The following is a 21458-nucleotide window of genomic DNA, read 5'->3' as shown; positions in this document are numbered from 1 at the left end:
TCCTCCCGCCGAGCTGAATGCGAGGCCCCGATTCGCCCGCGGCACCCGCCGCGAGGCGCGATCGCGGGTGTCGAGGTTTCCGATCCGCGAGTCCCGGATCCCGCGCCTGCGCGTGGCCGGGTCGCATCGAGGAGTGACGAGTCATGAGTGCACCGCAGGACTTCGGCCAGACGAGCGCCCCGATCGGGCAGATGGGCGTCGACGCGCGCGCCGACTTCATCACGAAGACCTACAACCACCTGATGGGCGCGATCGTCGCGTTCGTCGGCGTCGAGCTGCTGCTCTTCGGCTCCGGGCTCGCCGGCACGATCGCCGAGACGATGATGGGACTGCCCGGCGGCTGGCTGACGGTCCTCGGCGGCTTCATGCTGGTGGGTTGGCTCGCGCAGAACGTGGCGATGCGAAGTGAATCCCTCTCGTCGCAGTACATGGCCCTCACGGCCTATGTCGTCGCAGAAGCCTTCATCTTCGTGCCGTTGCTCTACCTGGCGAACGCCGTCGCGCCGGGCGTGATCTCGAGCGCCGCGATCGTCACGCTGCTCGGGTTCGCCGGGCTGACCGCCGTCGTCTTCACGACCCGCAAGGACTTCAGCTTCCTGGCGAGCTTCGTTCGCTTCGGCTTCATCCTGGCGATCGTCGCGATCATCGCGGCGCTGCTCTTCGGCTTCCACCTGGGGACGTGGTTCTCCGTCGCGATGATCGGACTCGCCGGAGCGGCGATCCTCTACGACACGTCGAACGTGCTCCACCACTATCCGGAAGACCGCTACGTGGCGGCGTCGCTCTCGCTCTTCGCGTCGGTGGCCGTCCTCTTCTGGTACGTGCTGCGGCTCTTCCTCGCGTCGGACGACTAGCGGCGCCGCGCGGGGCGAACTGCCTTGCGTGCGTCGGGTGTCGAATCGGCCCGTCCCGGCGCGCGAGGGGTCGCTCGGGGAGCAATCGCCCCGAAGTGAATCGGGTTCGTATCGCTTCCCGATCGGCCCGATCGTGGTGCGTCTCGCCGTGCACGGTTTTCCCTATCTTTGCCGGGGCCGTGCGCGCCGATACAGTCCGCAGGGCAGGCGATCGGTTGCCAAGGGGCCGGGGGTGGCCGACCATCCAACGACCCCTCTGGCTGGTGGCGGGCGATTCGGATCGAGCAGGATCCGACGCGTCTCGGTCGCCACGGTCGCGCCCAGCACCCCGGAGGCCCTCGCATGTCGGATCCCGAGTCCAATCCCAAGGACATCGCCCTGGGAGATGCCGATCCGCAGGAGACGCTCGAGTGGCTCGAAGCCCTCGACGGCGTCTTCGAGCGCGAGGGAATCGAGCGCGCGCACTTCCTGATCGGGCGCCTCGTTCGACGGGCGCGTCGAAAGGGCGCGCACCTTCCGTATCGCGCGACGACGGCGTACATCAACACGATCTCCGACGCGCTCCAGAAGACGAGTCCCGGTGATTCCAGGCTCGAGGAACGGATCCGGTCCTTCATTCGCTGGAACGCGATGGCGATGGTCGTCCAGGCGAACCGGGTCGATCCCGCGCTCGGAGGCCACATCTCCTCGTTCGCCTCCGCCGCGACGCTCTACGACGTCGGCTTCAATCACTTCTTCCACGCGCCGAACGAAGAGCACGGCGGCGACCTGCTCTACATCCAGGGCCACTCCGCGCCCGGGATCTACGCTCGCGCCTTCCTCGAAGGCCGGCTGACCGAGGAGCAGCTCCACAACTTCCGTCAGGAGGTGGAGCCCGGTGGCCTCTCGTCGTACCCGCATCCGCGGCTGATGCCCGACTTCTGGCAGTTCCCCACGGTCTCGATGGGCCTCGGGCCGCTGATGGCGATCTACCAGGCCCGCTTCATGCGCTACCTGCACGACCGGGGGATCGTCGACACGTCCGGGCGGAAGGTCTGGGCGTTTCTCGGAGACGGCGAGACCGACGAGCCCGAGAGCCTGGGGGCGATCTCGCTCGCCGGGCGGGAGAAGCTCGACAACCTCGTCTTCGTCGTGAACTGCAATCTCCAGCGTCTCGACGGCCCGGTCCGGGGCAACGGCAAGATCATCCAGGAGCTCGAAGCGAATTTTCGTGGCAACGGCTGGAACGTGATCAAGGTGATCTGGGGCAGTCGTTGGGATCCCCTGATCGCCAAGGACTCCTCCGGCATCCTCCGGAAGCGGATGGAAGAGGCCGTCGACGGGGAGTACCAGGCCTATCAGGTGCGCGGCGGGGCCTACACCCGCGAACACTTCTTCGGCAAGTATCCGGAGCTGGCGGACATGGTCGCGACGATGTCCGACGACGACATCTGGCGCCTCAATCGGGGCGGCCACGACCCGCACAAGGTCTACGCCGCCTACGCCGAAGCCGTTTCGCACGAGGGGCAGCCGACCGTCATCCTGGCGAAGACGGTGAAGGGCTACGGGACGGGGGAGGCCGGCGAAGGCCAGAACGTCACGCACCAGATGCACGACATGGCCGAGTCGTCGCTCCGCGCCTTCCGAGATCGGTTCAACATCCCGATTTCCGACGACGAGATCGGGAAGGCGCCGTTCTACACGCCCGATCCCGACAGCCCGGAGATGCGGTACATGCACGAGCGCCGGCGCGCGCTCGGTGGCTATCTACCGACGCGGAGCACCGACGCGCCGAAGCTCGAGGTGCCCGGTCTCGATGCGTTCGACGCGCTCCTCAAGGGGACCGGGGACCGCGAGATGTCGTCGACGATGGCGGCGGTGCGTATTCTGCAGGTCCTGACCCGGGACAAGGCGATGGGCAAGCACGTCGTCCCGATCGTGCCGGACGAGAGCCGAACGTTCGGGATGGAGGGCATGTTCCGTCGGCTCGGGATCTACTCCTCGGTCGGCCAGCTCTACGATCCGGTCGACTCGGACCAGGTCGCCTACTACCGCGAAGAGACGGACGGCCAGATCCTCCAGGAGGGGATCAACGAGGCCGGCGCGATGGCTTCGTTCATCGCGGCGGGCAGCAGCTACGCCAACCACGGCGTGCAGATGATCCCGTTCTACATCTTCTACTCGATGTTCGGCTTCCAGCGGATCGGCGATCTCGCGTGGGCCGCCGGCGACATGCAGTGCCGGGGCTTCCTGCTCGGGGGGACCGCCGGACGGACGACGCTGGCCGGGGAAGGACTGCAGCACCAGGACGGCCACAGTCACCTGCTCGCGAATACCGTTCCGAGCTGTCTCTCCTACGACCCGACCTTCGCCTACGAGCTGGCGGTGATCGTGCAGGACGGCCTCCGTCGGATGGTTCAGGACGGCGAGGCCATCTACTACTACTTGACCGTGATGAACGAGAAGTACCCGCAGCCGGAGATGCCGGAGGGGGTCGAGAGCGGGATCCTCAAGGGGATGTACCGCTTTCGTGAGGGGCAGGGCGGCGGACCGAGGGTCCAGCTGCTCGGCTCGGGGACGATCCTGCGCGAGGTCCTCGCGGCGGCGGAGATGCTCGAGAAGGACCACGGCGTGAGCGCCGACGTCTGGAGCGTCACGAGCTTCAACGAGCTCGCCCGGGACGGGCAGGACGTCGAACGCTGGAACACCCTGCATCCGGGCGACGAGCCGAAGATGAGCTTCGTCGAGCGACAGCTCACGAACTCGAGCGGCCCCATCGTCGCGGCGACGGACTACCAGCGGCTCTACTCCGAGCAGATTCGTGCGTTCCTCCCCCACGGTCGCAGCTACAGGACGCTCGGGACCGACGGCTGGGGACGCAGCGATGGCCGAGAGAAGCTCCGGCAATTCTTCGAGGTATATCGGAACGACGTCTGCGTGGCCGCCCTGGCATCGCTGGCGGACGAGGGCGTCGTCGATCGCGACCACGTGAGTCGCGCGATCCGCAAGTACGGACTGGAGACGGAGGCGAGCGCGCCGCGCCACCGCTAGGCGCGACCGATTCGACCCTGTCGCCCATCCCATCCGCCAAACCCATCCGCCAGAGGGCGGGGAGTACATCCACGTGGCCGAGCGCATCGAAATCTGCGTGCCCGACATCGGGGACTTCGAGGACGTCGAGGTCGTCGAGATCCTGGTCGCCAAGGGGGATGCCGTCGAGTTCGATGACCCGCTCGTCAGCATCGAGAGCGACAAGGCGACGATGGAGATCCCGTCCACGGCCGGCGGCGTCGTCGCCGAGATCCGCGTGGCCGAAGGCGATCGCGTCTCCGAGGGCAGTGTGCTGGTCGTCCTCGAGGGCGTCGCCGCGGCGACCGAGGCCAGCGGGGAGGCGTCGGACGCCGAGGAGCCCGAATCGCCTCCGGCGGAGCCCGAGCCCGGATCTTCGGCCGAAGCCGCCGCGGCGCCCGAGTCGGTGGAAGCCTCCGCGGAGCCGCCTCAGCCGGAGACCGGGGCGGCCTCAGCCAGCGCTGCGCCGGGCCGGCGCGAGATGTCCGCGGCCGCGTCCCGTCCCGTTCCGGACCGGGCCGGCGTGCCGCACGCGAGTCCGCTCGTGCGGCGCTACGCGCGAGAGCTGGGGGTGCCGATCGAGTCGACGGCGGGCTCCGGGCCCGCCGGAAGGATCCTCGTCGACGATCTCCGGGAGCGGGTGCGCGAGCGCTTCGCGAAGGACGGTGAGGCGCAGACGCCCCCCGCCGGCGCGGGCATCCCGCCCGTCCCTTCCGTGGACTTCTCGCGCTTCGGACCGACGCACGAGACGCCGCTCACACGCGTCCAGAAGGTCGCGGGGCCCGGGCTTCATCGCAGCTGGCTGAACGTGCCGCACGTGACCCAGAACGACGAGGCCGACATCACCGAGCTCGAACGATTCCGTGCCGAACGCAAGGAGCAGGCCGCGGAGCGAGGGCTGCGTCTCTCGCCACTCGTGCTCGTGATGAAGGCCGTGGTCGTCGTGCTCCGCGACTTCCCGAAGTTCCGATCGTCGCTCTCGCCCGAGGGCGATCAGCTGATCGTGAAGGACTACTACCACCTCGGGGTCGCCGTCGATACGGATCAGGGACTCGTCGTCCCGGTGATCCGCGACGTGGATCGCAAGGGCGTGTTCGATCTCGCGGAAGAAGTCGCCGACGCCGCCGAGCGGGCGCGGGCGCGCAAGCTCACACCGGACGACCTGTCGGGAGCCTGCTTCACGATCTCGAGTCTCGGTGGGATCGGCGGGGGCCATTTCTCGCCGATCGTGAACGCGCCGGAGGTGGCGATCCTCGGCTTGTCCAAGACCCGGATCACGCCGGTCTGGGAAGGACCTTCGCCGCTCGACCCGATGGACGACGGAGCGTCGCCGATGGGCGAGGGCGCCGGCCGGTTCGTGCCTCGGATCACACTCCCCTTCTCGCTCTCCTACGACCACCGGGTCATCGATGGCGCGGACGCCGTCCGTTTCACCTCACGGCTCGCGCGGGTCCTGGCCGATCCGATCTCGCTGCTCCTCTAGCGGCCGGTTCGCCCGGGCGGCCCACGCGGGAAGGGCTCGTTGCTCGGGGTTCTCCCGGACGCCCTCTCGGGTATTGCTGCGGGGCCGTTCGGCCGATCCGGAGTGGGCCGGCTGTGCCGCCGGTCGCCTTCGGGCGGGGAGTGGATGTGAGCCAGGCGTTCCGGGTGCTGCGCGTCGCGTTCGAGAGCCGTGAGGCGCTCGAGCGCGAGTACGAAGCCAATCTCGTGAACGGGGGCCTCTTCATCCCGGGGCCTCTCGAGCTGCTCTACGGCGAGCCGGTGCTCGTCTTCGTCGAGCTCCCCTTCGTCGATCGAACCCTCGAGCTCGAGGGGCGGGTGGTCCAGACGATTCCGATCGAGTTCGAACGCAACGGCGGCCGCGCCGGCGTGGCGCTCGAGATGAGCGACCCTCCGCTCGAGATCCGCCGCGTGATCGAGCAGGCCCTCGATCAGCCACTCGTCGATGAAGTCGCCGCGGGGCAGGGGCAGCGCCATGCCGCTCGCTCCGTGGCCCACGTGCGCGCCCGCGTCCGGGTGCCGGGTGTCGCCGAGATCGAAGGGCGAACGCGCAACCTGAGTCTCGCGGGCGTCCTCGTCGCGATCGAGTCCGACCCGCCGCCCGTGGGTCAGGAAGTCGTGGTCGCGATCGTGCATCCCACGTCGGGGGAATCACGCAGCGTCCCGGGCCTCATCGCGCGGCACGACGTCGCCGACGACGGTCGGGTGCGCGGACTCGGCATCCAGTTCGCCGTCCCTGCAGAGGAGGAGGACGAGACCATCGCGTACCTGAACCAGGTCAAGGCCAGCGAGCACGCGCGCCGACTCGGTGGCATCACGGGCTCGATCGACACGCTCGGTCTCAACGACCTCATCCTCAGCTTCGGGCAGTGCGTTCCCTGCGGTCGCTTCACCCTGCTGAACCGTGGGGAGGTCGGCGTCGTCCACGTGGCGAGCGGCGTGATCACGTCCGCTCAGATGGGCGCCGCGATCGGCTTGAAGGCGCTGGTCCGGATGGCCGCATGGAAGAACGGAAACTTCGAGTTCCACGCGAATCTGGAGCCGGAAGAGGACGCGCCCGCTCTGGGTCTGCCGATCGAAGCGGCGCTGCTCGAGACCGCGCGCTTCATCGACGAGACGCGCTCCGCCTCCGGCCCCGAGGTGCCCGGGAACGCGGGGCTCCGCGTGGAGCATCACAAGGTCGACCTGGAGGACCCGCTCCTGTCCAAGATCGAGCGCCAGATCCTCGACCGCGCCGGCGTCGGGATGAAGGTCTCACGCTTGCTGGACACGATTCAGGAGCCCGACGCCCTGATCGAGACGGCGATCGTCGATCTGATCGAGCGGGGCGCCGTCCGCCTCGAGGCCGCCGCCTGAGGCCGCGTCCCGGCGTCCCGACCGCAAGGAACGCTCAACACCGCGGCGCAGATGGCCGATCCGGAACCATGGCTTCGACTCTGGACTCCGACCGACCGACACAGCGACCGAGCGGCACGACCCCCTCCGGTGACGCCCTCGACGTGAGCCTCCGCTTCGCCGAGTTCGGCGAGCGATTCGAGGCTGCGGGGGCCGTCGGCCTCGTCGTCGTCGGCGCACCGATGATCGCGGAGGTCGAGCGTCGCCACGGGGAGGAGGCGCGGGTGCGCTGCCTCGATGCACTCCACGCGCGCGTCCAGGAGGTCGCCGAAGAACGCCTGCGGACCGACTTCGCGGTCTGTCTCGCCGAGCCCGGCTACGACGAGATCATGGTCCTGCTCTTTCGCAGGGAGGGCAGCGCCGGCTTCTTCCGGACCGAAATGCCCGGATTCCGTCAGGAGCTCGAGCGCGCACTGCAGTCCGACGGCCAGCAGGTCTTCTATCCGTACCAGCGGGGCGGCGTGCGCTTGCCGACCGGCATCGCGGTCGAGCTGCGGAATCCCCAGTTCGGCCTCGCGACCCAGCTGCGTCGGCTGATCGACGAGGCCCGACGTGACTGCGCGTTCGCCGTCGAAGCCCAGCGTCGCGAGGTGCGTCACGATCTTCTCGAGACGATCCTCGACCACCGCATCTACTCCGTCTACGAACCGATCGTCGAGGTCGAGTCGCGGACGGTCTACGGCTACGAGGCTCTCGCGCGCGGCGCCGAGGGCTCTCGGTTCCACTCGCCCGTGGCGCTCTTCGGCGCGGCGGAGGAGCACGGCCTCGTCTTCGAGCTCGACTGCGTCTGTCGCGAGAGCGGGTTGCGCGGTGCCGTCGACTTCCCGGCGGGCACCAAGCTCTTCCTGAACATCCGCCCGACCACGATCCACGATCCGAACTTCCGTGAGGATCGGTTGATCGAGACGCTCCAGAAGCGACAGCTCGCCCCGACCGACGTCGTTTTCGAGATCTCCGAGCAGGAATCGATCCGCAGCTTCGCGGCGTTCAAGGAGATGCGCGACTACTACCGCAGCCTCGGCTTCCAGTTCGCCCTCGACGATACGGGCGCCGGCTACGCGGGACTCGAGGAGCTCCTCGAGGTGGAGCCCGACTACATCAAGATCGATCGCGCGATGGTCTCCGGTGTCGACCAGGACCCGGCGCGTCAGGACGTGCTCTCCGCCGTCCTCCAGCTCGCGGACAAGATGGGCGCCCAGGTGATCGGCGAGGGCCTCGACACGCTGGAAGAGCTCGAGATGCTCGGGCGCCTCGGGATCCGTTTCGGTCAGGGCTGGCTCTTCGGACATCCGACGCCGCTCCGCGCGGCGGACTAGCCGCGCGCATCCGTCGGCCGTTGAGCGCGGTGCCACGGTCGCGAGACGGTGCGCCCCGCGGCGAATGGCGGGGTTTCGACGCGCGCATCCGTCGGCCGATGGAGGCCCAGCCGCGGTCGCGAGACGGTGCGCCCCGCGGCGAATGGCTCGGCCTTCGTAGGCGGGGCGTCTTCGATCTCGTCTCACTAGCTGGTCGTCCGACCCGCTAGCGGGAATGGAGTGCGGGCCTGCGCTTTATTTCGCCGCGAGACACCCCGCCTCGCTCCCTCGGATGGGGTTGCTCGCAGGGGATACGCGCGTGCTCGGTTTTCTCGATCGAACGCGGAGCTGGGGCGTGTCGTCTTGCTTCGGCGGGAGTGAGTGGCTCGGGGGCGGCCGCAGTGGAATCAAGCGCAGCCCAGCCGCCAGGGTATTCAGTGGGTCGTATGGTCAGCACTTGGCGCGGGATGCGGACACGCCCCGCCTACGGGGCGAGCCATCCACTGCGGACGTCCACGGGCCGCGAACGGCGGACGAGCGACAGCGGCGCGTTCATTGGCGGAGCGTCCTTGCGAGGAAGGCCAGGACGGCGTCGCTGAAGGCGTCGTTCTTGTCGCCGGCGACCATGTGGCCGGCGCCCGAGACGTCGGCGAACTCGGCGTGGGGGACCTGTTCGAGGAAGGTCTTCGCGCCTTCTTCGGAGAGGAGGTCGGACATCTTTCCGCGGACGAGCAGGGTCGGGAGGGTCAGACTCGCTGCGGCTGCGTCGAGGAACTGCTGGCTGACGAGCTTGCCGTCGCCGTCGCTGCTCGGACTCATGAAGGCCGGGTCCCAGTGCCAGTGCCAACGACCGTCGTCGCCCTTGCGAAGGTTCTTCTCGAGGCCGGAGACGTCCTTGGGGCGCGGGCGGTGCGGGTTGTAGGCGGCGACCGCATCGGCGACGTCTTCCAGGGTGTCGAAGCCTTCGAGGCCGTCCTTCATGAAGTTCATGATGCGGTCGGCACCGCTCTGCTCCATGCGGGTCGCGATGTCGACGAGCACCAACGCACGCGCCAGCGCGTTGCCGGCCTCGTGGACCGCGAGGAGCGAGGAGATCCCACCGAGGGAGGCGCCGATCAGCGCGGGCTGATCGAAGCTTCGGGCCACCTCGATCACGTCGTCGCGAAATCCCGTCGAGCGGTAGGCGCCTTCGGGGTCCCACCCGCTCTCGCCGTGTCCGCGGAGGTCGACAGAGACGGCGTACCAGCCCGCCTGGGCGAGTCGCACGGCCGTGCCGGCCCAGGAATGGCGTGTCTGTCCGCCGCCGTGGAAGAGCAGGGCCGGCGGGTTCGCGGCGTCGCCGAACGCGTCGCCGACGAGGGTGAGCCCCTCGCTACCGGGATACGTGCATCGCTCGACCGGTACGTCGAGCTCTCTCATGGCCATCGGGGTCTCCAGTCGTCGGGGGCGCGTGCTCCGCGCGGCGCGTCAGTCAGTACCAGGGGGCGCCGACGTCGAGACCGACGAGGCGTTCGCTCTCGGCCCAGAGACGTCGGGCCGTATCTTCGTCTCGTGCGAGTGCGGAGGTCTTCGCGGGACGTTCGTCGATGAAATAGCTGCCGTTCGGCGCGCCGACCTCGGGCTCCGAACAGAGGAAAACCGACGTGCGGGCCCCCTGAGCAGGCGTCTTGAAGAAGAGCGAGAGGAAGGGGAGCAGGAGCTTGGCGATCCCGCCGTTGTTCGCCCCGAGGCGCGTCGAGACCGCGCCGGGGTGGAGCGACCAGACGCCCACGTCGCGTCCGTCGAGGCGCCGGGCCAGCTCGGTCGTGAAGAGCATGTTGCAGAGCTTCGAGGCGCCGTAGACGCGCATCGCCGAGTAGCTCCGCTCGCTCTGCAGATCCTCGAGGTCGAAGGCCGCGAACTTGTGTGCGCCGGAGGCGACGTTCACGATCCGGGCGCCCGGCGTCTCGACGATCCGCGGGAGCAGGTCGTGGGTCAGCAGGAAGGGCGCGAGATGGTTGACGCCGAAGGTCATCTCGTGTCCGTCCGCCGTCTCCTCGCGCCGGAGCATCGTGACCGCCGCGTTGTTCAGCAGGACGTCGATCCGGCCGAGGGCAGAGTCGAGCTCCGCGGCGACGCGGCGCACGTCGTCGAGGCGCTGGAGGTCCGCGTAGAAGAGCCGAACGCAGTCCCGGCCGGTCGCCGCCTCGATCCGGTCCCGGGTGGCGCGTCCGCGCTCCTCGGATCGACACACGATCGCGAGGTCCGCCCCCTGCTCGGCCAGGGCGAGGGCGGAGGCTTCGCCGATTCCGGAGGTGCCGCCGGTCACGATGCAGGTCTTGCCGTTCATGCTGCTGCGTCTCCCGACTTCGTCGCGGCGCGGTCGCCCGCGAGCGACCCGTAGAAGAAGCGCGCGACCCGCTCGTTCAGCCACGCGTGGGTCTCCGCCTCGCGGCGAAGCTCCGCGACCGGGCGCGGTGGCCGCGGCAGGTTGGGGCGCGGCGTGTTCTCGTGGACCTTGTGGAGGAACTCGACGCCGTCGCAGAAATGGAAGTGGTCCGCCCGGTCGAGCCAGTCGATCCGGGCATGGTCTCCGAGGCGCGCAAAGAGAGGCTCGATCGTCTCGCGACGATCGACCAGGACGTCGTCCTCAGCGGCGAGCACGAGCGTCGCGACGTCGGTCGGGAGCGGCAGCTCGCCCTCGTCGAAGGCGCGTCGGCCCACGAAGGGCTCGGCCACCGGCGCGAGACAGCACACGCTGCGTACACGTGGGTCTCGGGCGGGGACCTTGAGGGCCGTCCACCCACCGTAGGAGTGGCCGGCGACACCGATCCGGTCCGGATCGATCGCGGGCCGTCGGTCGGCCTCGATCCGGTCGTCGACGAGGGCTGCGATCACGCGGGCGATGTCGCTCGGACGCTGGCTGCGCGCGCGGAGGTGGACCTCCTTGCGCTGCTCTTCGGTCTCGAGCGCGAGCATCTCGTCGAAGGTGTTGCCCACGTGATCCGGAGCGGCGACGACGAAGCCGTGGCTCGCGAGGTGGGTCATCAGGAACGTCGACTGCTGCCGGAGACCGGAGTTGCCGTGGGAGAAGACCACGAGGGGGAGCGCCGCGTCGGCGAGCGGGGTGAGGTCCGTCGTTGCGCGGTGGGGCAGTCCGAGCGGATGCACGCCGTCGTCGCGTTCACGCACGCCGGCCCGTGCGGGATACCAGATCTCGGTCGGGAGCACGCGCCGAGGATCGATCGGATCGTCGGTCGAGGCGATCCGGGTCTGGATCACGCCGACGGGGTGCGGGCCACGTTGGCTCGGGTCGTGCTCGGGCATGGGGAGTGTGTAGCCGTCGCGACGGGGCGCGCACACCCCTTCGGAATCGACGGAGCGCTCAGGCCTCGGCCAACGGGTCGACGAGGGCGATGGCGTGCAGCGCCGGGGCTTCGCCGGCCTCGATCCGCCGCTCGTCGAGATCGGCGACCTGCTCGAGGAAACGTCGATCGCGTTCGGCCGCGACGTCGAAGTTCGCGGCGAGTCCGGCGTGGAGGAAGGGCGCGACGAGGAATCCGAAGCGGGCCGAGAGCTCGGGCCGGAAGCGACTGCGCAGGGCCTCGAAGAGTCCGTTGGCGAGGTCCTTGGAGGCCTGCTCGAATGCCGCCGACCAGGTCGGCAAGGGCACGTCGTCTCCGGGGCGGAGCGCGTAGCGCTCGGGGAGCAGGGACCAGATCCGGTCACCGACGGCCCGCACCTCCTCCGGTGCCGGAACGTCGCCGACGCCGGTGGATTCGACGAAGAGCAGCGCCGTCTGCCGCGCGACCGCGTCCTCGAGGACGGCGAGCCAGGCATCGGGCGAGGCTTCGTTCGAGAGGTGCGAGTGGGACACGACGAGTGCGGGTCGAAGCGCGTCCAGGAGCGACGCGAGGGCCTCCGGGTCGGCGGGCGCCGGCGTCGGAACCAGCAGGTCGCGCAGCGGTGAATCCGAGTCGATCGCGAGGTCGTCGGGGCTGCCCACCGGATCGGCCACGTGGATCGTGATGGGCTCGGCGCTGCCCACGACGAGGGCTTCGGCGAGGCCGGCCGCGCGGAGCCAGCCGTTCCGTCCGAGGAGCAGGATCGTCGCGCCCCCGTCCGCCTCGGCGCCGCGGCGAGCGAGTGGGGCGATCATCAGATCGCTCAGCTGGTCGATGCCCATGGGGCCGAAGTGTCGTCGGACCTGATCGTCGAGCCAGTCGTCGAAGAGACGGACGTCCGCTCGTCGCTGCTCGGTGTCCCGGGCGATTACGCCGGCGCGATCGATCACCGCTGTGTCCCGGGCGGACAGGTCGGCGCGATCGATCACCGCTGTGTCGATGTCGCTCGTCGGTTCGTCGTCCGACCGGAGAGCGGGCGGGGCGTTCGTGGGCTCCGGGGCGAGGTCGCGTGTGCCCATCGATCGAGAATCGGAGACGGCCGTCGCGTCGAGCGCGATCGGGTCGTCGTCCTCGGCGAACGACTCGTCCGGGACGGCCGCCGACAGCGTCGTGCGCAGCCGCGTGATCAGGCCTCGGCTGCGAGTATGGCGCTGGCGCTCCAGCTCGTACTCACGGCGCGCGGCGTCGAGGGCGCGATCCTGGGCTTCGAGGCGATCCTGCAGCGCATCGATCCGCTCACGCCGCTGGGTGTCCAGGGCCCGCGCCTGCGCGAGTGCCGCGTCGAGTCGGGCCGTCTCCGCGTCGCGTTCTGCGAGCTCGGCTTCGAGCGCCGTGACCCGTGCGGCGAGCGCCCGGGAGTCGTCGCCGTCGAGTGCACGCACGGTGGTGTCTTCGCCGGCCGGCGCGAGCGCTGCGGACGCCGTCGTCTCGTTGGCGGAAGGTCCGGATCCATCGGCGCGGTCGCCCTCGGCGAGGGCCGTTCGGAGTCGTTCGATCTCCTCGTGTTGACGCCGGGTCTTCTCCCGTGCGAGGGCGAGGGTCGATTCGCGTTCGCGGTTCTCCGCGCGGACCAGGCGGAGCTCCCGTCCGAGCGCGCGAAGGGTTTCCTCGGGATCGAGGGTCGGAGGCGCCGACGGCTCGGCGGGCGTCTGTTCGCGGGCCTCGCTCGGTGCGGCGACCTCCGGCGCGGGCTGCGTCCTCGCCTCGGTGGGGCCACCGCGGGCGACCAGGGCACGCTGCTGCCAGCCGGCGGCGGGCTCGGTCGGCGAGACGGGCGGGACGTCCGTTCCGAGGGCCTTCTGTGCTTCTTCGAGGGCGATGCGGCTCTCGCGTTCCCGCTTGCGCGCATCGGCGGCGAGGCGGCGGGCGGAGGCGGCGTCGAGGAGGGCGGCGCGCGCGGGGCCGTCGGGCTTCGTTTCGGGCGCTCGCGAGGCCTCGGGGGCCTCCTCTGCGGGACCGGCCCACTTGCTCTGGAGTGCCTCGATCTCCTGCGATCGCAGGTGCAGCGCGGCGCGTAGACGTTCGACCTCCTCATGGGAGTCGGTGCCGGGCGCGTCGCCGCCCCCCGCGATGGTGCTCGGATCCGCGAGCAGGGCGAAGCCGGCGAGGTTGGCGTCCGACGGCGTCGCAGCGAGATCGTTCGGTTCCGCTTCGGAGGCGGAATCGGACTCGTTCTCGGGACGGTGGATGATCGGATGCGGCACGCCGGGCCCTCGTTCGCGATGACTCATCCGTCGTCATCGGAAGATTCCGGGATTCCTTGAGAGGGCGCGGGTTTGGAGAGGCAGCTGCTCCGCTCGTGCTCACCCGTGAAGCGGTTCTTCTGGGCCCAAACGACGAAGCGGGCTCCGGGAAAGACCCGAAGCCCGCTCAGGCGGGTCCGTCGACGGGACGCGGCGCGTCCCGTTGCGCGGTTCGCTCCGCTCAGTTCATGCGGAAGCGCGCGCCCATCTTCTGGCGCCCGGCGTTGATGCCCTTGAGCTCTTCCATCGCCGCGGCCGCGACGTCCGCACCGGCGACCTCGTCGTCCTCGGCGTTGAGCTCGTCCATGTCGACCCAGGCCTGGTACACGTGTCGTGTGCGCTCGGTGATGATGCCGGCCTTGAGGAGGGTCTTGATCAGGACGCGGAAGATGTTCGTGTTCTGCGTCATCTGGGAGCGACGGTCCTCGTCCGAGAAGTTCTCGAGGATCGCGTCCCGGACCCACTGCCAGTCGAGCCCGAACTCCTTGTAGATCTCCTGCTTCTGCTCCGCGTTCACCAGGTTGAAGAGCAGGACCTGGAAGGCGTCCGCCGCCCAGAGCTCGACGTGTTCGTGCTCTTCCTCGTTCAGCTTCGGAATCGTCCGGTCCGCCCAGATCTTCCCGAACTTGTGGTGGAAGGCCTCGTCCGACATGGTGAAGTGGATCAAGCGCCGGAGCAGCGGATCGTTCGTCTCGCGCTGGATCGTCGCGAAGGCGCCCATGGCGAGACCTTCGATCAGCATCTGCATGCCGACGAGCTTCTTGTAGACGGCGCCCGTCTTGACGATCTCGTTCATCAGGCCCTGGATCGTCGTGCCGGCCTTGAGGGGCGTCCCCCAGCGCGTCCCGATGTAGTTCGAGAAGCCCGTGACGTGGCGCGCTTCCTCGCGGGTCTGGTTCGCCGCGTACTCCATCGCGCCCGGATCCCGAAGGATCTGCGTCAGGCTCGCGGAGAGGCTGAGCGCGCCCTGCTCGCCGTGCAGGATGCTCGAGAGGACGAAGCGGGTGTTCTGGTTCGCGAGACGGACCTGCTGGCGCTCGTCGAGCTTGTCCGCGACCGCGGTCTGCAGCTCGATGCAGAAGTCGCGCGGCATGATCATCTCTTCGTCGAGGTTCATCGGGCTCGAGTCGAAGTCGACGTAGCGGACGTCCGTCGGATCCCAGAAATGATCGACGGTCGACGCGATGATGTCGTTGAACGCATCGGTCCGGTCCGCATAGCGATCGACTTCGATCAGCGCATCGAAGTTGTCGCGGTCGACGGTGTTGTAGATCGGGTCGTAGGTGATGTGTCGTTCGGTCATGGACTGCCTAGAGCTCATGGGGAGGCGTCTCCATCGGGCGTCTTGTTGGGTTGTGGGTCAGTGCCGTGAACGGTCGCGGCCTTCCGGCCGCCGCGGTCGGTCGTCTAGCGACGCGAACCGAAGAGCTGGAGACGGGTCATGGTGCGGATCACGTCCTCACGCCGGGCGCGGGAAGGATCCTCCGCCCACCAGAGGAGGACCTGCGCCCACATCCCGACGATTGCCTGGGCGAGGACGTCGGGGTCGAAGGCCGGATCACTCTCTCCCGACGCGGCGAACTCGCGACGACGGGAGCTCACGCCCTCGGCCAGGCGCTGGAGAATTCGCGCGCCGACGTCGCCCGACTCGCTACCGCGGTGGAACGCGATCAGCAGGAGCTCGCGCTGCTCATCGGCGAAGCTGACCAGGGCGTCCGCCTGGGCATAGGCGATGTCGGCGATCTCGGACTTCTCGGCCATCACGGCGACGAGGCGTCGCTCGAGGTCCTGCGCCGCCTCCTCGGCGAGCTCGTCGAAGAGGGCCTGCTTGTCCTTGAAGTGGAGGTAGAAGGTCCCGGCGGCGTAGCCGGCCTCTTCGGCGATCGCGTGGGACGTCACGCCCGCCAGCCCGTGCTCGGCGAAGAGTCGGCGACCGGCTTCCAGGAAGCGGCTCCGGGTGGCCTGCGCCCGGACTTCCCGGCGGTTCGCACTCTCGTTCGGGGGTCTACTCATCGCGCTACTGACGTCCACGTCATTGGATGACATTAACGTCAGTCGAGCGCGGGGGTAAAGCAGAACCCGCGTGACCAGGGGTATTGCCCCTCGGGGACCGGGGCAGGGGCAAGGACAGAGGGCGGAGGGGGGCGGCCAGGGGCGGACCAGGTTCGTGTCTCAGGCGACCGCGGTGCCCGGCTCGCAGGAGTCGACGCAGGCCGCTTCGCTCCCGGGCTCCCGGGACGCGGGCTCGATCTGGATCGTGGTGTGATCGATGCCGAAGAGGTCGGTCAGGGCGGTACGCACGCTCTGGAGCAGGCCCTCGGCCTCGCGATCCGGGTCGATCACGAGGTGGCTCGACAGCGACACCTCGCCGCTCCCGATCGTCCAGACATGTAGACAGTGCACGCTCTCGACGCCGTCGACGTCGACCAGCGCGTCGCGGATCTCTTCCGGATCGAGGTGCGCCGGGGCCGTTTCCATCAGGACGTCGAGGGCTTCCCGGATCAGGTGCCAGGCCGAGAGCAGGACCAGAGCGCTCACGACCAACGACACGGCCGGGTCCAGCCACACCCAGCCGAAGGCCCAGATGCCCGCGCCCGCCACGATCACGCCGACGCTCGCGAGCGTATCGGAGAGGACGTGGAGCCACGCCCCGCGCACGTTCAGCGACTCGCTTCGCCCGCCTTCGAGGATCCAGAGACCGATCAGGTTGATCACCAGCCCGCCGGTCGCGACGACCATCACGCCTTCTCCTGCCACGTCCCGAGGCGAGAGAAAGCGCTCGACCGCGTGGATCGTGATGAAGACCGCCACCACGGCGAGCGCGAGTCCGTTGGCCAGCGCTGCCAGGATCTCGGCGCGGCTGTTGCCGAAGGTGCGCCGGCCGGAGGACGGGCGTGCCGCCATCCACACCGCCAGCAGCGAGAGCGCGAGGGCGGCCACGTCCGAGACCATGTGGAGCGAGTCCGCGAGGAGCGCGAGCGAGCCGGTCAGGAGGCCGCCGATCAGCTCGATCACGGCGTAGCCGAGGGCGAGGAAGAGCGTGAGCAGCAGGCGCCGGCGATTCATCGTCCGCGCGTCGCCGTGCGCGTGACGATGATCGTGTCCTGCGTGGGACGATTGCGAGTGTGCGTGCGCCATGTTCGTCGTCTCTCGGATCCGGATCGGGCGGGTGCGACCGCGCGCCCGGAGAGTAGCCCCCGTCGGCCTAGCGCCCGAGCGCCTTGGCCATCCGATCGATCACCTCGGCGAGAATCGGTCGAGAGGTCCCCAGGTTCAGCCGCACGAAGCCCTCCCAGCCGGGGCCGAAGAGCGAGCCTTCGGAGAGGGCGACCTGTCCGTTGCGCATGAAATACGCCGCCGGGGGGCCGTCGAGCGCGAGACCTCGGCAATCGAGCCACGCGAGGTAGGTCGCTTCGGGGCGGAGAAAGGTGACCTCCGGAAGGCGTTCCGCCAGCCGCTCGGCGACGAAGTCCCGATTGCCGGCCAGATACGGGACCACCTCGTCGAGCCAGGGCTGGGCCCAGCGCCAGGCCGCCATCGTCGCGTAGAGGCCGAAGAGTCCGATCCCGCCCCGGATGTGGCGGTGGAGGACGGTATTGAAGCGACGCTGGAGTGCGTGGTCGCCGAAGTGCGCGATCGCCGTTCGCAGGCCCGGAATGTTGAAGGCCTTGCTCGCCGAGGTGAGGGTGACGGTCCGAGCGGCGACCTCCGGCGACAGGGTCGCGAAGGGGATGTGCTCGCGTCCGTCGTAGAGGAGGTCGGCGTGGATCTCGTCGGAAACCACGACGAGGTCGTGTTCGACGGCGAGGGCCGCGACGCGTTCGAGCTCTTCCCGCGTGTGGACCCGGCCGGAAGGATTGTGCGGGTTGCAGAAGAGCAGCAGGCGGCATCCCGGTGTGACCGAAGCCTCGAGCGCGTCGAGGTCGAACTCGAGGCGATCGCCTTCGAGGCGCATGCGGTTCTCGACCAGCGTCCGCTTCATGTCGCGCACGGACCCGAGGAAGGGGGGATAGATCGGGGTCTGCACGACGACGCCGTCGCCGGGCTCGCTGTAGGCTTCGAGGGCGACGTACATGCCCTGGACGACTTCCGAGAGGACTTCGACACGGCGGACGTCCGGCTCCCACCCGAAGCGCTCCGTCATCCGCTCGCAGAACACGTCCGGTAGCCCCGTCTGGCGCAGGCCGAGCGGATAGCCGACGTCCCCGCTGTCGACGAAGCGGCGGAGCTCGTCGTGGATCGGCGCGGCGATCGGGAAGTCCATCTCGGCGACCCAGGCCGGGAGCACGTCGGCGGGATAGGTGTGCCACTTCTCGCTCCGGCGGTTGCGGAGCAGCACGGGGTCGAGCTCGTCGAGGACCGCCGGCCGGTGGCGCATGGCACGCTCGGCCTCGCGCAGGACGACGGTCTCGCTGGCGCCCGCGCTCGGCTGCACGACGCCGGCCGGCGCGCCCGCCCGCTCGAGGAGCGTGGCGGGGTCGCGCGAGAGGAGTTCGAAGCTCTCGGCGATCGGGTCGACCCGTTCGTCGAGCGGTCGGACTTCGTCGGTGCCGTTCGGGTCGAGGTGCCAATGGGGCTGGCGCTCGAACGCGTCGAAGCGCACCCACTCGCGGAGCGCGCCGGCCGCGTCGGCGGCGAGGACGCGAAGCGAGGGGCCGCCGCCATCCGCGAGGCGTCGCCGTTCGAGCCGGAGGTCGAGTCCGCGCCAGATGCCGTTCCAGACCGTTTCCATCTGAAGAACGTAGCGATTCGGGCTCAGCGGTCGTGGTCGATCTTCCGAATCAACCGGAGCGCTATGCTCCCGTCGCGCCCGGATCCGCCCCAAGCACGCGGATCAGGCGGCGATGGGTGCACCATCAGGGGCGGGGGGCCCGGATGTCCGACGCGGACACCACGACGGACAAGCTGATTCCGATCGAGATGCCGAGGCTCTCGTCCGGCGACGACCAGGAAGGCGAGGGCGCGACCCTGGCCAGCTGGCTGGTCGCGGTCGGCGACGACGTCGAGCAGGGCGAGGTGATCGCCGAGCTCGAGACGGACAAGGCCACGGTCGAGCTCGAGAGCCCGGCCACCGGACGCCTCTCCGAGATCGCGATCGCCGAGGGAACGGAAGGGCTTCGTCCCGGCGCCCGGCTCGGCACGATCGAGTCCGAGTCCGCGGCGTCGGTCGAAGAGCAGCCCGCCGAGGCACCGCCTACGCCGGCCCCGGTGACGGAGTCGGCGCCGCCTGCGCCGCCCGCGCCGGCTCCGGAGACGCCCGTCGCCCCGGCGTCATCGCCCGAGGCGCCGTCGCACGGCCCCACTGCCTCGGCGCCGCGCTCGACGCCGCTCGCACGCCGCGCGGCGGAAGCGAACGACGTCGATCTGGGCGCGGTCGAGGGGACGGGGCCGGGCGGCCGGGTCGTCGAAGCGGACGTGCTGGCGGCGGCCGGAGCAGGCGCGCCGGTCACGACGTCGGCACCGGCGCCGCCCGTGGTCGAATCGACCGCGGAAGGGACCGACGTGCGCGTCGAGCGGCTGAGCGCGATGCGCAAGACGATCGCGCGGCGGATGACCGAGGCCAAGCAGGGCGTGCCGCATTTCTATCTCGACGTCGGCGTCGCGATGGACGAGGTCCTCGCCGTGCGGGCGCGGCTCAACGAGGGCCTCGCCGCGGACGGGGCGTCGGTCAAGATCTCGGTCAACGATTTCGTCGTGCGGGCCGTCGCCGGGGCCATGCGCGAGGTCCCCGAGGCGAACGTGCAGTACGCCGAGGACGGCATGCGCGTCTTCGAGCGGGTGGACGTGAGCGTCGCGGTCGCGACCGAGGGTGGGCTGGTCACCCCCATCGTTCGCGACGCGGACCGGAAAGGGCTCGTCGCCCTGGCCGAGGAGATCGCGGGGCTCGCAGAGCTCGCCCGAACCGGGGGCCTCTCGCCCGAGCAGTACCAGGGCGGGACGGTGACCGTCTCGAATCTCGGCATGTACGGGATCGACACGGTCTATCCGATCCTGAATCCGCCGCAGGCCTGCATCGTGGGCTTCGGGGCGGCGGCCGAGCAGCCGGTCGTGCGCGACGGCGAGATCGGCGTCGGGCGGATCGCCTGCGCGACCCTGGCGGCGGATCATCGCGCCGTCGACGGTGCGGTCGGCGCGCGGCTATTGGCGGCGATCCGGGCGAGGCTCGAGGATCCGCTGGGCATGATGCTTTGACCGGGCGTACGAGCCCGACGGACTTCGGGCGACTGAATCTGAAGAACGGCCCGGGAAACGGAGTGGGACGAGGATGAGCGAGGCGCAGTACGACGTGGTGGTGATCGGCGGCGGGCCCGGGGGCTACCCGGCGGCGATCCGGGCACGCCAGCTCGGGCTCTCGGTCGCGCTCGTCGAGCGCGAACATCTCGGCGGGATCTGCCTGAACTGGGGCTGCATCCCGACCAAGGCGCTCCTGCGGACGAGCGAGGTCCATCACCTGATCGAGCGGGCCGACGAGTTCGGTCTCTCGGTGGGCGACGTGTCCTTCGACGTCGAGAAGATCGTGAAGCGCTCGCGCCAGGTCTCGAAGCGACTGAGCACCGGTGTCAAAGGGCTGCTCAAGAAGAACGAGGTGGACGTGCTCGACGGCGTCGGACGACTCGCCGGGCCGGGGCGCGTCGCCGTCGACGCTGCGGACGGTACGACCCTCGAGCTCGCTGCGGGAAGCGTGATCCTCGCGACCGGCGCCCGCGCACGGTCGCTGCCGGGACTCGAGCCCGATGGCGAGCTCGTCTGGAGCTACAAGGAAGCGATGGTCCCGGCCTCGCTGCCGGCGCGACTGCTCGTGGTGGGCTCCGGCGCGATCGGCATCGAGTTCGCGAGCTTCTACAACGATCTCGGCGCCGACGTCACCGTGGTCGAAGCGCTGCCGCGGATCCTGCCCGTCGAGGACGAAGAGATCTCCGGACTCGCCCACAAGCAGTTCGAGAAGCAGGGCATCACGATCCATACGAGCGCGACGGTTTCGCAGCTCGAGAAGGCCAACGGCGAAGTGACCGCGACGATCACGCCCGAGGACGGCGACCCCATCGTCGCGACCTACGACCGCGTCATCCTCGCGATCGGGATCGTCGGCAACGTCGAGGGGATCGGCGTCGAAGGGACCGGCGTCGTGGTCGATCGGGGCCACATCGTCACCAACGAGTGGACCGAGACCGGAGAGCCGAACGTCTTTGCGATCGGCGACGTCGCCGGCCCGCCCTGGTTGGCCCACAAGGCGACCCACGAGGGCGTGCTCTGCGCCGAGCGGATCGCGGGCGTTCAAGGACTCCACCCCATGAATCCCGAGCGCATCCCCGGCTGCACGTACTGCCGCCCCCAGATCGCGAGCGTCGGGCTCAGCGAGGCCAAGGCGATCGAGGCCGGCCGCGAGGTCCGGGTCGGGCGCTTCCCGTTCCGGGGAAACGGCAAGGCCATCGCGCTCGGTGAGATGGAGGGGCTCGTGAAGACGGTCTTCGACGCGAAGACCGGCGAGCTGCTCGGGGCCCACCTGGTCGGCGCCGAGGTCACGGAGCTGATCCAGGGCTTCGTCGTCGCCATGAACCTGGAGACCACCGAGGCGGAGCTGATGCACACGGTCTTCCCGCATCCGACGCTCTCGGAGATGATGCACGAATCGACCCTGGCGGCGTACGATCGGGCGATCCACATCTGACCCGGTATCGGGCGATCCACGTCTGACCCGGTATCGGGCGATCCACGTCTGACCGGGTAGAGTCGCGAGGA

The 21458-nt window shown here is 69.5% G+C and carries 15 protein-coding genes; 7 read left to right on the top strand and 8 right to left on the bottom strand.

All coding sequences use genetic code 11. The annotated features are described in order from the left end of the window. The first annotated feature begins 143 nt into the window (after positions 1–143). The 5 genes from NXI30_23810 (at position 144) to NXI30_23790 (ending at position 8113) form a co-directional block, all read left to right on the top strand. Positions 144–854: a Bax inhibitor-1 family protein gene (locus tag NXI30_23810; GenBank protein ID MCR9097255.1), complete on the top strand. Its 711-nt coding sequence runs from the start codon at positions 144–146 to the stop codon at positions 852–854. A 342-nt stretch (positions 855–1196) separates the two neighbouring features. Continuing rightward, positions 1197–3884: a pyruvate dehydrogenase (acetyl-transferring), homodimeric type gene (aceE, locus tag NXI30_23805; GenBank protein ID MCR9097254.1), complete on the top strand. Its 2688-nt coding sequence runs from the start codon at positions 1197–1199 to the stop codon at positions 3882–3884. A 73-nt stretch (positions 3885–3957) separates the two neighbouring features. Further along, positions 3958–5385, top strand: coding sequence for a 2-oxo acid dehydrogenase subunit E2 (locus NXI30_23800; protein MCR9097253.1), 1428 nt, complete (start codon positions 3958–3960; stop codon positions 5383–5385). A gap of 146 nt (positions 5386–5531) precedes the next feature. Continuing rightward, positions 5532–6758 (top strand): PilZ domain-containing protein, encoded by a 1227-nt coding sequence (locus NXI30_23795; GenBank protein ID MCR9097252.1) that lies wholly within the window; start codon positions 5532–5534, stop codon positions 6756–6758. A gap of 68 nt (positions 6759–6826) precedes the next feature. Further along, entirely contained in the window at positions 6827–8113 is a 1287-nt protein-coding gene (locus tag NXI30_23790) for an EAL domain-containing protein (protein MCR9097251.1), read from the top strand. Positions 8114–8644: 531 nt separating this feature from the next. Here NXI30_23790 and NXI30_23785 read toward each other — a convergent pair. The 8 genes from NXI30_23785 to NXI30_23750 all read right to left on the bottom strand — a co-directional run bounded on the left by NXI30_23785 (position 8645) and on the right by NXI30_23750 (position 18450). After that, a complete protein-coding gene (locus NXI30_23785; protein ID MCR9097250.1) occupies positions 8645–9517 on the bottom strand; it encodes an alpha/beta hydrolase in 873 nt (290 codons plus the stop codon). A gap of 46 nt (positions 9518–9563) precedes the next feature. Next, a complete protein-coding gene (locus tag NXI30_23780) occupies positions 9564–10421 on the bottom strand; it encodes an SDR family oxidoreductase (GenBank protein ID MCR9097249.1) in 858 nt (285 codons plus the stop codon). Beyond that, positions 10418–11398, bottom strand: coding sequence for an alpha/beta fold hydrolase (locus tag NXI30_23775; GenBank protein MCR9097248.1), 981 nt, complete (start codon positions 11396–11398; stop codon positions 10418–10420). Before NXI30_23775 ends, NXI30_23780 begins: the two co-directional genes overlap by 4 nt. A 58-nt stretch (positions 11399–11456) precedes the next feature. Beyond that, a complete protein-coding gene (locus tag NXI30_23770; GenBank protein MCR9097247.1) occupies positions 11457–13706 on the bottom strand; it encodes a hypothetical protein in 2250 nt (749 codons plus the stop codon). A 193-nt stretch (positions 13707–13899) separates the two neighbouring features. After that, entirely contained in the window at positions 13900–15039 is a 1140-nt protein-coding gene (locus NXI30_23765) for a ferritin-like domain-containing protein (GenBank protein ID MCR9097246.1), read from the bottom strand. A gap of 86 nt (positions 15040–15125) precedes the next feature. Continuing rightward, complete coding sequence (locus tag NXI30_23760; protein ID MCR9097245.1) at positions 15126–15731, bottom strand: TetR/AcrR family transcriptional regulator; 606 nt, start codon at positions 15729–15731, stop codon at positions 15126–15128. Between the two features lie 159 nt (positions 15732–15890). Next, positions 15891–16784: a cation diffusion facilitator family transporter gene (locus NXI30_23755; GenBank protein MCR9097244.1), complete on the bottom strand. Its 894-nt coding sequence runs from the start codon at positions 16782–16784 to the stop codon at positions 15891–15893. Between the two features lie 139 nt (positions 16785–16923). Next, a complete protein-coding gene (locus NXI30_23750; GenBank protein ID MCR9097243.1) occupies positions 16924–18450 on the bottom strand; it encodes a pyridoxal phosphate-dependent aminotransferase in 1527 nt (508 codons plus the stop codon). Between the two features lie 143 nt (positions 18451–18593). On the opposite strand from NXI30_23750, the gene NXI30_23745 reads away from it, so the two are divergent. Next, positions 18594–19910 carry a 2-oxo acid dehydrogenase subunit E2 gene (locus NXI30_23745; GenBank protein MCR9097242.1) on the top strand — a complete coding sequence of 439 codons (1317 nt, stop codon included), beginning with the start codon at positions 18594–18596 and terminating at the stop codon, positions 19908–19910. A 73-nt stretch (positions 19911–19983) separates the two neighbouring features. Next, complete coding sequence (lpdA, locus tag NXI30_23740) at positions 19984–21387, top strand: dihydrolipoyl dehydrogenase (protein ID MCR9097241.1); 1404 nt, start codon at positions 19984–19986, stop codon at positions 21385–21387. Positions 21388–21458 lie beyond the last annotated feature (71 nt).

The organism is bacterium (genome assembly GCA_024742285.1).
In the GTDB taxonomy this organism is placed as follows: Bacteria; Myxococcota_A; UBA9160; order UBA9160; family UBA4427; genus UBA4427.
Note: the sequence above shows the minus strand (reverse complement) of the source record. Positions and strands in the feature narration are given on the sequence as shown.